Annotated in this window: 9 protein-coding genes; all 9 read left to right on the top strand. The window is 47.9% G+C overall.

Annotation, left to right across the window (positions count from 1 at the left end; all coding sequences use genetic code 11):
• Nucleotides 1-22: 22 nt before the first annotated feature.
• The 9 genes from DWX84_RS17325 (at nucleotide 23) to DWX84_RS17285 (ending at nucleotide 12,695) form a co-directional block, all read left to right on the top strand.
• The gene (locus DWX84_RS17325) at nucleotides 23-1,447 is read left to right on the top strand and encodes a glutamate synthase subunit beta (RefSeq protein ID WP_048928068.1); all 1,425 of its coding nucleotides are present in this window, start codon (nucleotides 23-25) and stop codon (nucleotides 1,445-1,447) included.
• A 26-nt stretch (nucleotides 1,448-1,473) separates the two neighbouring features.
• A complete protein-coding gene (asnB, locus tag DWX84_RS17320) occupies nucleotides 1,474-3,138 on the top strand; it encodes an asparagine synthase B (RefSeq protein ID WP_048928067.1) in 1,665 nt (554 codons plus the stop codon).
• A gap of 122 nt (nucleotides 3,139-3,260) precedes the next feature.
• A complete protein-coding gene (locus DWX84_RS17315; protein ID WP_048928066.1) occupies nucleotides 3,261-4,982 on the top strand; it encodes a DUF6383 domain-containing protein in 1,722 nt (573 codons plus the stop codon).
• Nucleotides 4,983-5,735: 753 nt separating this feature from the next.
• The gene (gene dapF, locus DWX84_RS17310; RefSeq protein WP_048928065.1) at nucleotides 5,736-6,545 is read left to right on the top strand and encodes a diaminopimelate epimerase; all 810 of its coding nucleotides are present in this window, start codon (nucleotides 5,736-5,738) and stop codon (nucleotides 6,543-6,545) included.
• A gap of 56 nt (nucleotides 6,546-6,601) precedes the next feature.
• The gene (locus tag DWX84_RS17305) at nucleotides 6,602-7,831 is read left to right on the top strand and encodes an LL-diaminopimelate aminotransferase (protein WP_048928064.1); all 1,230 of its coding nucleotides are present in this window, start codon (nucleotides 6,602-6,604) and stop codon (nucleotides 7,829-7,831) included.
• Nucleotides 7,832-7,867: 36 nt separating this feature from the next.
• Complete coding sequence (locus DWX84_RS17300; protein ID WP_048928063.1) at nucleotides 7,868-10,054, top strand: glutamine synthetase III; 2,187 nt, start codon at nucleotides 7,868-7,870, stop codon at nucleotides 10,052-10,054.
• A gap of 137 nt (nucleotides 10,055-10,191) precedes the next feature.
• Nucleotides 10,192-10,458: a hypothetical protein gene (locus tag DWX84_RS17295; protein WP_005866038.1), complete on the top strand. Its 267-nt coding sequence runs from the start codon at nucleotides 10,192-10,194 to the stop codon at nucleotides 10,456-10,458.
• Complete coding sequence (locus DWX84_RS17290; protein WP_008774025.1) at nucleotides 10,437-10,760, top strand: type II toxin-antitoxin system RelE/ParE family toxin; 324 nt, start codon at nucleotides 10,437-10,439, stop codon at nucleotides 10,758-10,760. Before DWX84_RS17295 ends, DWX84_RS17290 begins: the two co-directional genes overlap by 22 nt.
• A gap of 12 nt (nucleotides 10,761-10,772) precedes the next feature.
• Nucleotides 10,773-12,695 (top strand): NAD(+) synthase, encoded by a 1,923-nt coding sequence (locus DWX84_RS17285; protein ID WP_048928062.1) that lies wholly within the window; start codon nucleotides 10,773-10,775, stop codon nucleotides 12,693-12,695.
• The last annotated feature ends 87 nt before the right edge of the window (nucleotides 12,696-12,782 follow it).

Here is a 12,782-nt window from a genome sequence, read left to right as displayed (position 1 = left end):
TTTACACAAAAACAAGAGAACTATGGGAAACCCAAGAGCATTTCTAACGATACATAGACAAGAGGCGGGCTATCGTCCCGTCCACGAACGTATAGATGATTTCAGCGAGGTAGAACAGACCTTGAACAGCGGCGACCGCCGTACGCAGGCCTCCCGCTGCATGGATTGTGGCGTACCCTTCTGCCACTGGGCCTGCCCACTGGGTAACAAGCAACCCGAATGGCAAGATTTGTTATACAAAGGCCGTTACAAAGAGGCATATCACGTATTGGAGCAGACCGACGACTTCCCGGAGTTCACGGGACGTGTCTGCCCCGCCCTCTGCGAGAAAAGCTGCGTACTGAAACTTAGCTGCGACGAACCTGTCACGATCCGTGAGAACGAGGCGGCTATCGTGGAAGCCGCTTTCCGGGAAGGATACGTACAGCCTATCCAACCGGTACGCAACGGGAAAAAGGTAGCCGTGATCGGTAGCGGTCCCGCCGGATTGACCGTGGCGAACCAATTGAACCGGAAAGGATATGAAGTCACCGTATTCGAGAAAGATGAGTTACCGGGCGGCTTGCTACGCTTCGGCATCCCCAATTTCAAGCTAGGCAAGCACATTATCGATCGCCGTATCCGTATCATGGAGCAAGAAGGGATTCTTTTCCGTGTAAACACGATGGTCGGCAAAGAGATATTAGCGAAAGATGTAGTGAAAGATTTCGACGCTGTTTGCGTAGCGATCGGCGCCGAGGTTCCCCGGGATCTATCTATCGAGGGACGTCATTTAAGAGGCGTACATTTCGCCTTGGAGTTATTAAGCCAGCAGAACCGGATCTTAGAAGGCATCCCCATCCCGCCCAAAAGCCAGATCAATTGCAAAGGCAAGAAAGTCTTAGTGATTGGCGGAGGCGATACGGGTAGCGATTGTGTAGGGACAGCGAACCGTCATGGGGCGGCCTGTGTCACCCAGATCGAGATCATGCCCCAGCCACCCGTCGGACAGAATCCGGCGACACCTTGGCCCATGTATCCGCAAGTACTGAAAACCAGCAGCAGCCATGAGGAAGGTTGTATCCGCCGGTGGAACCTAGCCTCTAACCGTTTTATCGGAGAGAAAAACAACCTGATAGGGGTTGAGGTAGAAGAAGTCGAATGGGTTCCCTCCCCAGACGGAGGCCGTCCGCAGATGAGGCTGACCGGCAAGAAAGAGATCATCGAGGCCGATCTGGTTTTCCTCGCCATGGGCTTCCTGCATCCAGAGCAAGAAGGATTGATCAAAGAACTGCGATTGGCTACCGACAACCGCGATAACATCGCCGTAGACAACGCCGGATATACCGCCAACAGCAACCTATTTGCCTGCGGAGACGCTGTCAGCGGAGCGAGCCTAGTCGTAAAAGCGATGGCCTCCGGCCGTAATGTCGCCCGATCCATCGACCGTTTCTTACAAACCAACTAATTTTCAACTTTCAATTTTTAATGATCATGTGTGGTATAACAGCGATATTCAATATACACGACGGAGCGCAAGCCCTGCGTAAACAAGCGTTATTAATGAGTAAACGAATCCGTCACCGGGGGCCGGACTGGAGTGGTATCTACCAAGGCAAAACCGCTATCTTGGCCCATGAACGCCTTTCCATCGTAGACCCCGCCTCCGGAGGGCAGCCTTTGGTCAGCCCCGACGGCAAACTCATCCTCTGCGTCAACGGAGAGATCTACAACCATCAGGAATTACGAGAACGGTTAAAAGGCGATTACGAGTTCCAAACCGGCTCCGATTGCGAGGTGATCCTCGCCTTATACAAGAAGAAAGGGATTGATTTCATCGAGGATCTCAACGGTATTTTCGCCTTCGCTCTCTATGACGAGGAGAAAGAGGTTTACTTGATCGCCCGTGACCCGATCGGCGTGATCCCGCTCTACATCGGATACGATGACGAGGGACACTTGATGGTATCTTCTGAGTTAAAAGGACTTGAAGGCTTCGCCACTCATTACGAGCCGTTCCTCCCCGGTCATTATTTCTATAGCGAAGACCGTAAACTCACGAGATGGTACACCCGTGACTGGATGGATTACGCCAACGTGAAAGATAATCCTACCGACGTACAACAACTTCACGATGCGCTGGAAGCCGCCGTCAAACGCCAACTGATGAGCGATGTCCCTTATGGCGTCCTTCTATCCGGAGGTCTGGATTCCTCCATCACCTCTGCTATCGCCAAGAAATACGCGGCGAAACGCATCGAGACCAATGGGAAAGCGGACGCATGGTGGCCTCAACTCCACTCGTTCGCCATCGGATTGAAAGATGCCCCGGACTTGATCTCCGCCCGTAAAGTAGCGGATGCGATCGGTACGGTTCATCATGAGATCCATTATACGATACAAGAAGGATTGGACGCTTTACGAGATGTCATTTATCATATCGAGACCTATGATGTCACTACCGTCCGAGCCTCCACCCCCATGTATTTACTGGCCCGTGTGATCCGGAGCATGGGTATCAAGATGGTACTAAGCGGCGAGGGTGCGGACGAGGTATTCGGGGGATATTTATATTTCCATAAGGCCCCGAACGCACAGGCTTTCCATGAAGAGACCCTGCGTAAATTAAGCAAACTGTATTTATATGATTGCTTGCGCGCGAACAAAAGCCTTTGCGCATGGGGCGTAGAAGGACGAGTGCCGTTCTTGGATAAAGAGTTTCTTGATGTGGCCATGCGTCTGAATCCGGTGGCAAAGATGTGCCCGGGTACGATCATCGAGAAGAAGATACTTCGAGAAGCATTTTCCGACAGCTTGCCCAAGGAGATTGCTTGGCGGCAAAAAGAGCAATTCTCGGATGGGGTAGGCTATGGCTGGATCGATACATTAAAGAAAATAACCTCCGAGTCGGTCACTGATGAAGAGATGGCGAATGCCGCCAAACGATTCCCAATCAATCCACCCCAAAACAAGGAAGAGTATTATTACCGCTCCATCTTTGAAGAGCATTTCCCCAGCGAAAGCGCGGCGAGAAGCGTACCTTCCATTCCTAGCGTAGCGTGTTCTACCGCAGAGGCTTTAGCTTGGGACTCGGCTTTCAAAAACATGAACGAGCCAAGCGGCAGGGCCATAAAAGACGTACATGAATCCGCTTATTGACGAATATTTCTTTTCTTTAGTAGCAAAATGCACCAACTTTTATGAATAATAAACGCTGGTGCATTTAATTTTTATAATAACTTTGCCAGCTAGAGTCATAAAACACTTTAAAACAAATTTATATGAAGAAAATCTTTACATGCATTAGTTTGGCAGCCGCTACATTCATGGCTACCACCCCAGTGATGGCACAACAACAAAAACAATTAACAGATAAAGAAAAGGCTGCTGTTGTTAAAGTTATTGTTCCTGCCGTTTTTGATCAAGTAAAGCAAATTAGTGGAGTTGATTTCATGTCTCTCACAAATCCTAATATCGAAAGCATAATTAATTCCCCTTTATTTTTGCCTCAAGTATCAAGCCTACGTGCAGATCAATTAAATCCAATCTCGGTTACTCCTGATAGTTTAAAATTGGATCTTAGTTCTATGGATTTTTCTGCGATAGCACCGGGAATGGGTGATTTCATCGCAGGGATCGTTAATGACGTAAAACTGACATTCAGTGATTATAAAGAATATAACGTTTCACTTAACGGACAATCCGTAAAAATTGATTTACCAGAGAAAATTGATGTATCCGCAGCTGCTTTAGTTGACGCAGAAACGGGTAAACCCACAAATTTATTATCGGTATTAATCAAGACCGGGAACAAAGGAACCATTCTTCCTTTCAACAGCTTATCCGTAGAATTGAAATTAGGTTGGTTAGGTACCGTGGGTAGCATGATCCCTAATTTCCCGCTTAAAGATGGAAAATTGATAAGCCTAACAGAAACAGCAAATAGCTCTGGTACGATTGATTATACGATTACTTTAGAAGATAATTTACGTAGTCTAGCTGCAACGTTAGCTCAAGTCCCGAACTTCCAAATATCTCTTGATATGACAAAGTTGATGACAGAAAGTACTATCAAGGCTAGCTTATTCGGTAAACCTCTACAAGCACCTAACGCAAAATTGCCAATGGGTGACGCTGTCGTATATGCAAACTTGAAATCAACAACAGGCATGCCTGCAGATTCTATTGTCTTGACTTCATATGATGCCGCATCTAGCAAAATCAAAGGATATAAGAAGTTGACTCCGACAATTGGCGTATCTGGAGCAAATCTAGTTTTAACGACAACAGATTCAGTACGTGCTGACGTAAATACAGCTTGGACTCCAATGTCTAAACAGATCGTTACAATGCCAGCAACAATGAGCACAGCAATCAATTCTATTATGTCCTCTCTTGTTAATGGTGTCGTTAGTAATCTTAAAGCAAGCGCAGAAACCAATTACACTATTACAATCGATTCTATTTACGAAGCTAAAAAAGATGAGGTTATTCGTGTAATGGAAATCGACGCAACGACAAAAGTTGAAGCTACGAGCTTAAAAGATACAAAGATGATCGTAGATGTCAACTTCTTGAAAGGAAGCAGTAAAGAAAAAGTCATGAATATCAAGGCTACGGCTCCTACAAATGATACTAAGATTACGGTAGACTTTAGTCCTGCTGTTGATCCTAATGGCGATGGCGTTAAAGAAAATGTCCGCATGGCGACATTATATATTACATCTGACGCTATGGGTATCATCACCGATAACGAGACTATCAATGACGAGGTTCAAGAGGTTACGGTATCTACAACCGCTAGCGGTCTTTATGTAAAGAATGGTAAGGGTAATTATGTAATCGTTAATATGGTAGGTAAAGTTGTTTCTACGGGTATCATCACTAGCGATGAGCAATACATCAGCACTCCGAATATGCCGAACGGCATTTATATGATCTCAATCGATCAGTCTAAGCTCTTGAGATCTGCTCATAAGACAACTGTTAAGTTCGTAAAATAAATTATCTAGATAATTAGTTAATCTGAAAAAAGGAGCTATCCGGAAACAAAACCGAGTAGCTCCTTTCTTTTTGTCAATTTGTAAACCAAACTCCCGGAGAGTTGATTTTTCTGGCCAGATGTACTTCTCGTCCCTAAATATGAGAAAAAATATTAGCAAATGATTGTTTAGTAATATATTAGCCAAATACGACCTTTTGTTCTAGAAAAATAATTCATGCTAGTTCACATTTATACGGGTCAAAACATGTTTTTTATACGGATAAAAGAGGCATTTCATACGGTTGTATCGCCCAACGCGACTATATGTATCGCCTTACGCGACCTATCGCATTGGCTAACGCCACTACTTGCGTCGCCCAACGCGACCTTTCGTGTGACAAAACATGACCTTTTACGTAGAAATCAGTGGTTAAATACGTATTTTCACCCATTATCTATCCCTAGTTAAGGCTTCTTGAAAAAGAGGCTCGTCAGACAAACAGACTTATTTTAAGCAAATAGATAGATATATAGCTTTTTTACTTACAGTTCAGCAACCCATATTCACAAAGCATATATTACGATATAAAACCAAAACACGCACTTCTAATTATTATTTATAACTAAAAGCATATATTATAACTTCAATCTATTACAAACTTCATATTTATAAAACATTCGAGCCTCTCACCTGTTATATACTTATCAAAACGTTATATATTTGCATTACGACAAAACAAAAAGAAATAATATAAAGAATAATATCATCAAAATGACAAAATCAATCAGATTCACAAAGATGCACGGTGCCGGAAATGATTACATCTATGTAAACACGATGGTCTATCCGATACACAACCCCGAGGAATTATCTATCGCATGGAGCAAGCCGCACACAGGCATAGGATCTGATGGTTTGGTCTTGATAGGTTCTTCAGACATCGCCGATTTCAGCATGCATATCTATAATGCGGACGGCTCCGAGGCGATGATGTGCGGAAACGCATCCAGATGTATTGGCAAATATGTCTATGAGGCCGGCCTAACGCAAAAGAACAAGGTTACGTTAGAGACCTTATCTGGTATCAAAGAGCTACAATTGAAAATAGAGTGTGAAGAGGTCACCGAGGTCACGGTAGATATGGGAAAGCCTGCCGTAGGTGAGATCGCCTTGGAAGTTGAGGCCGGAGGAGAAATTTACACCGGCACCGTCATCTCTATGGGAAATCCTCACTTGGTTATCTTCGTGGACGAGATGGACCAGGTCGATCTGGCAAGCGTAGGCCCGTTACTGGAATGCCTCCCGCTTTTTCCGGATCGGACAAACGTGGAGTTCGTGCAGGTGCTAAAGCCGGACGAGGTACGGATGAGGGTGTGGGAACGAGGTTCCGGCATCACCCAAGCCTGCGGAACCGGAGCTTGCGCCACCGCCGTGGCCGGGGTCGTACGTGGGAAGACAAAGCGAAAGACGAAGGTCATCATGGATGGGGGCCCTTTAACCATCGAGTGGGACGAGCGAAGCGGTAAGGTCTTTATGACCGGCGGAGCGGTCAACGTGTTCGAGGGATTCATCAAAGTCTGACACGGGGAACAAGACAAAACAACAAAAACAACAACATAAAAACAAAAGAACTGAGTATGGCACTAATTAATGAACATTTCCTGAAATTACAGAACAATTACCTTTTCTCCGACATCGCGAAAAAGGTAAACAGCTTCAAGGTTACCCATCCCAAGGATAAGATCATTCGAATGGGTATTGGTGATGTTACGCAACCACTTGCCCCCGCCGTTATTGAGGCGATGCATAAAGCCGTGGAAGAAATGGCGAGCAAGGATACATTCCACGGATATGGCCCCGAGCAGGGATATCCTTTCCTAATCGACGCTATCATCAAGAACGATTATGCCAGCCGGGGAGTCTTTATCGAACCGAGCGAGGTATTCATCAGCGACGGGGCGAAAAGCGATTGTGGAAATATAGGTGACATGCTCCGCCACGACAATAGTATCGGGGTGACAGACCCCGTATATCCGGTCTACATCGACTCGAACGTAATGAGCGGACGCACCGGGGTATTGGAAAACGGGAAATGGAGCGATGTCGTATACATCCCTTGCACGGCGGAAAACAACTTCGTACCGGATCTGCCCAGTCGCAGGGTGGACATCCTTTACCTCTGCTATCCCAATAACCCGACCGGAACGACCTTGACTAAGGACGAATTGAAGAAATGGGTAAACTATGCCCTCGCCAACGACGTGCTTATCATGTACGACTCCGCTTACGAGGCTTATATACAGGACCCAAATATTCCCCACTCTATCTACGAGATCAAAGGAGCGAAGAAGGTAGCCATCGAATTCCGGAGCTTCTCTAAAACCGCCGGATTCACGGGAATACGTTGCGGATACACGGTTGTACCGAAGGAGCTGAACGCCTTCACGCTGGACGGGCAACGGGTACAGTTGAACAAATTATGGAACCGTCGCCAATGCACGAAATTCAACGGAACCAGTTACATAACCCAACGGGGTGCGGAAGCGGTTTATTCCACCGCCGGGAAACAGCAAGTAACAGCTACTATCAATTATTATATGACCAATGCGAAGATCATGAAAGAGGGTCTGCAAAACTGCGGTCTCACGGTGTACGGAGGCGATAACGCCCCATACCTCTGGCTAAAGACCCCGGACAGCCTCTCCTCATGGAAATTCTTTGACAAACTGCTTTATGAAGTCAAGATAGTCGGAACCCCCGGAGTGGGATTCGGACCGAGCGGGGAAGGTTATCTACGCCTCACCGCTTTCGGCGATAGGGATGACACCCTAGAGGCCATGGCTAGGCTGAGGAAGTGGCTAAGATAAGTCATTTACTATAAACAACAATAATCATCAGGTATTATGTCAAAGTTAAGATTTAGAGTCGTAGAATCGGCGTTCGAGAAAAAAGCGACCGAGCTAACCACTCCCGCCGAGAGACCTTCCAAGTATTACGGCGAGCTGGTATTCAACCGTGAGAAGATGTTCAAATATCTTCCAGAGAAAGCGTACGAGAGACTGGTGGACTCCATCGATAACGGTAGTCCGTTAGACCGTGAGACAGCGAACGCCGTGGCCGCCGGCATGAAGAAATGGGCGATGGAAAAAGGCGCTACCCACTACACCCACTGGTTCCATCCCTTGACGGAAGGTACAGCCGAGAAGCACGATGCTTTCATCGAGCATGATGGCAAAGGCGGCGTACTTGAGGAATTCGAGGGCAAACTACTGATCCAGCAAGAGCCGGATGCCTCCAGTTTCCCGAACGGCGGTATCCGCAATACGTTCGAGGCTCGTGGCTACTCGGCTTGGGATCCTTCCTCCCCCGCTTTTATCGTAGGCGACACCCTCTGCATCCCGACGATCTTCATCGCTTACACGGGCGAATCCCTCGACTACAAAGCCCCCCTGCTAAAAGCCTTAGAAGCCGTAAACAAAGCGGCAGTCGATGTCTGTCACTATTTCAACCCGGACGTGAAGAAAGTATACGCCTACCTCGGCTGGGAACAGGAATACTTCCTAGTAGACGAGGGCCTGTACGCCGCACGTCCCGATCTGTTGATGACCGGCCGAACCTTGATGGGACATGAAAGCTCCAAGAACCAGCAGTTGGAGGATCATTACTTCGGCGCCATCCCCACCCGTGTCATGGAATTCATGAAAGACCTCGAGGTAGAGGCATTGAGGCTCGGCATTCCCGTAAAGACCCGCCATAACGAGGTCGCCCCGAACCAGTTCGAGCTAGCTCCCATCTTCGAGGAATGCAACCTCGCCAATGACCATAACTTACTGATCATGGCCCTAATGCGCAAGATCTCCCGCAAACATGGGTTCCGTGTCCTGTTGCACGAGAAACCGTTCAAAGGCGTGAACGGTTCCGGCAAGCACAATAACTGGTCGCTGGGAACCGATACCGGAATCCTTTTGATGGGACCGGGTAAGACGCCAGAAGACAACCTGCGCTTCGTGACCTTCGTGGTCAACGTACTGAAAGCCGTGTACACCCATAACGCATTGTTGAAGGCCAGCATCTCCAGCGCAACCAACGCACATCGCTTGGGAGCGAACGAGGCTCCTCCAGCAATCATCTCCAGCTTCTTAGGAGCACAATTATCCAAGGTATTGGAGCATCTGGAGAACAGCGATACGGAAGATTTCAACCTAGCGGGAAAGCAAGGCATGAAACTCGATATCGCCCGTATCCCCGAGTTATTGATCGATAACACGGATCGTAACCGTACCTCCCCTTTCGCCTTCACCGGTAATCGTTTCGAGTTCCGTGCCGTAGGTTCCTCCGCGAACTGCGCCGCCGCCATGCTGGTATTGAACGCCACCGTAGCGGATCAGTTGAGGCAGTTCAAGGCCGAGGTAGACGCTAAGATAGCCACCGGAAAGGATAAGTTCGCCGCTATCATCGAGGTAATCCGCAAGGATATCAAGGAATGCAAGGCGATCCATTTCGACGGCAATGGCTACAGCGAGGAATGGAAGACCGAGGCCGCACGCCGGGGCTTGGATTGCGAGACCAGCGTGCCTTTGATCTTCGACGCTTATCTGAAAGATAGCAGTGTCCGCATGTTCGAATCCACAGGAGTCATGACCCGCAAGGAGCTGGAAGCCCGCAACGAGGTCAAATGGGAGATGTACACGAAGAAGATCCAGATCGAGGCACGTGTATTAGGCGACCTAACGATGAACCATATCATCCCGATGGCCACCAAATACCAGTCTTCCTTGATCGACAACGTATATAAGATGCGTGAATTATTCCCCGCCGATAAAGCCGCCCATCTATCCTCCAAGAACATGGAGATCATCGAGGATATAGCGAACCGCACGATCTTCATCAAGGAAAAAGTGGACGAGATGGTCAACGCCCGCAAGATAGCCAACAAGATCGAGAGCGAGCGGGAGAAGGCGATCGCTTACCACGACCGGATCGTCCCGATGATGGAAGCCATCCGTTACCATATCGACAAGTTGGAACTGGTTGTCGATGACCAGATATGGACCTTGCCGAAATACCGTGAGCTTTTATTCATCAGATAGTCTTATTCAGACAGTAGTTTTTTGTTGATTGTTTTGTATTAATAAGGAGAGGATGCTGCGAAGTATACCTCTCCTTCTTTTTTATCCCATACAAAATACATACCTTTGGGGCATAAATATATAGGAGGGAAATTGATATGACGACAATAGAGTTACAACAATGGAGAGAAAGCTTTATCGAGAGGTATCTCAATAAAATAGACGATATGGAAACGGTCCTAAAGATCGAGAAATATATGAAACGAATTATGTCCAAGGCGAATGCAGCATCTCCCATTTCATTCAGTTTGAAAGAAGCCAATAGGGAAATAGATATAGCCGAACAGGAGCTAGAAGAAGGTAAAGGCATCAATGAGGATGATATGCACCAATTCTTTGAGACATGGAGAAACAAGCTAAAGTAATTTGGGCACCCCGTGCGAAAAGACAAGCTGATTTAGCCATAGCCTACTGTTTAAAGCACTTTGGGAAACAAGCTGCTCTCAACTTTATCGATAAGTTAGAGAAGAATTGTATCCGGATCAAGAACAATCCTCTTATTGGTACTATAGAAGAGACTTTCGCCGATAGAGACAAGGAATATCGCTCCTTGATCGAGGGACATCATAAACTTATATATACCCAAGAAGGAAAACGTTCCATACGTATCGTATTGTTGTGGGACTGTCGTCAAAACCCCGATAAATTAAGAACATCTATCAGATAAACAATAACAAATATGAATTACGGATTCGTCAAAGTAGCGGCAGCCGTACCACAGGTTAAAGTGGCTGACTGCTTTTATAATATTCAACAGATTGAGGGATTGATGCGCCAAGCGTCCCAAAAAGAGGTCCAGATCATCGCCTTCCCCGAATTATCGGTTACGTCTTATACTTGCATGGATTTGTTCTCGCAAGAGACCTTACTCAGAAACGCCGAGAAAGCCTTGCTGGATTTAGTGAACAACACCGCCGATCTGGATTTACTAACGATCGTAGGTTGCCCGCTTGTCAGCGGAAGCCAACTGATAAACGCCGCCGTCGCTTTCCAACGGGGCGAGATATTGGGGGTAGTGCCCAAAAGTTACCTGCCCAGCTACAAGGAGTTCCAAGAAGAGCGTTGGTTCACGGCCTCTTCACACCTACAGCAATCCATGATCACGATCGGTAACCGGGAAGTGCCGCTGGATTGCTACCTGATCTTCGAGTACGATGAGGTACGTGTGGGTATCGAGATCTGCGAGGATCTTTGGGTTCCCATCCCTCCCAGCTCCGAGCTAGCCATGCAGGGGGCGAACTTGATATTCAATCTATCCGCCAGCAACGAGTTGATCGGTAAGCATGCTTACTTACGATCCTTGATCTGCCAGCAATCCGCACGTTGTATCGCCGGATACGTCTACGCTTCCGCCGGTTTCGGGGAATCCAGTACCGACCTCGTATTCGCGGGAAACGGTATCATAGCGGAGAACGGCACGTTATTAAGGGAATCCGAGCGTTTCTCCATGGAGGAGCAACTCGTTATCAGCGAGATCGATATCCAGAACTTACAGAACGACCGACGGATCAACACCAGTTTCATGCAGGGTTATCTCAACCATAACATGGATAACGGCACCGTAGTCTCATTCAGCCTTCCCAACCGGACACTGGATTTGACCCGGGCAATCGACCCGCATCCCTTTACCCCTTCCGGCGATGCCTTGAAAGAACGTTGCGAGGAAATATTCCATATACAGGTAGCGGGACTCGCCAAGCGCATCCTCCACGCCCACGCCCAAACCGCCGTCGTAGGCATCTCCGGGGGACTGGATTCCACCTTGGCCCTACTGGTCACCGTCATGACCTTCGATGCCTTGAAGATCCCACGGGATAAGATCATCGGCATCACCATGCCCGGCTTCGGAACGACGGATCGTACCTATACCAATGCCTGCGACTTGATACGCTCCCTTGGCGTGACCCTCCGGGAGATCTCCATCAAGGAGGCTTGCATCCAACACTTCAAGGATATCGATCACGACATCCATGTACATGACGTGACGTACGAGAACAGCCAAGCCCGCGAGCGTACCCAACTTCTTATGGACGTAGCAAACCAAGAGAACGGCCTTGTGATCGGTACGGGAGACCTCTCGGAGCTTGCCTTGGGCTGGGCTACTTACAATGGCGACCATATGTCTATGTACGGCGTCAACGGTAGCATTCCCAAGACATTGGTTAAATATCTGGTGGAATGGGTGGCCAATAACAAGGTAGACGAGGCTTCCCGCGCCACGTTATTAGATATAGTAGACACTCCGATCAGCCCGGAATTGATTCCCGCCGACGAGCATGGGAATATCAAGCAGAAGACAGAGGATTTGGTAGGCCCGTACGAGCTGCACGATTTCTTCCTCTATCACTTCTTACGCTTCGGAGCCTCACCCGCGAAGATTTATTTCTTGGCGAAGCGGGCATTCGGGGAAACCTACGACGATGCCACCCTCAAGAAATGGCTCCATACCTTCTTCCGCCGCTTCTTCCAGCAACAGTTCAAGCGCAGTTGCCTGCCGGACGGCCCGAAAGTAGGTTCCATCAGCCTCTCCCCACGTGGAGACTGGCGAATGCCGAGCGACGCGATGGCTACGCTTTGGCTGGATGAGATCGCAGGGCTTTAACATTTTTTCAATGGTATAGTCATAGACGAGGCTCTCTTATGGGCCATAGACGAGACACCTACCCCTATAAGAGAGCCTAATCTATGA

The organism is Parabacteroides sp. AF21-43, assembly GCF_003635435.1.
Taxonomy (GTDB): Bacteria; Bacteroidota; Bacteroidia; order Bacteroidales; family Tannerellaceae; genus Parabacteroides; species Parabacteroides distasonis.
Note: the sequence above shows the minus strand (reverse complement) of the source record. Positions and strands in the feature narration are given on the sequence as shown.

Excerpts from the sequence above, each read along its gene's own strand:
- DWX84_RS17325 (WP_048928068.1), top strand. The coding sequence starts at position 23 with ATGGGAAACCCAAGAGCATTTCTAACGATACATAGACAAGAGGCGGGC.
- asnB (WP_048928067.1), top strand. The coding sequence starts at position 1,474 with ATGTGTGGTATAACAGCGATATTCAATATACACGACGGAGCGCAAGCC.
- DWX84_RS17315 (WP_048928066.1), top strand. The coding sequence starts at position 3,261 with ATGAAGAAAATCTTTACATGCATTAGTTTGGCAGCCGCTACATTCATG.
- dapF (WP_048928065.1), top strand. The coding sequence starts at position 5,736 with ATGACAAAATCAATCAGATTCACAAAGATGCACGGTGCCGGAAATGAT.
- DWX84_RS17305 (WP_048928064.1), top strand. The coding sequence starts at position 6,602 with ATGGCACTAATTAATGAACATTTCCTGAAATTACAGAACAATTACCTT.
- DWX84_RS17300 (WP_048928063.1), top strand. The coding sequence starts at position 7,868 with ATGTCAAAGTTAAGATTTAGAGTCGTAGAATCGGCGTTCGAGAAAAAA.
- DWX84_RS17295 (WP_005866038.1), top strand. The coding sequence starts at position 10,192 with ATGACGACAATAGAGTTACAACAATGGAGAGAAAGCTTTATCGAGAGG.
- DWX84_RS17290 (WP_008774025.1), top strand. The coding sequence starts at position 10,437 with ATGGAGAAACAAGCTAAAGTAATTTGGGCACCCCGTGCGAAAAGACAA.
- DWX84_RS17285 (WP_048928062.1), top strand. The coding sequence starts at position 10,773 with ATGAATTACGGATTCGTCAAAGTAGCGGCAGCCGTACCACAGGTTAAA.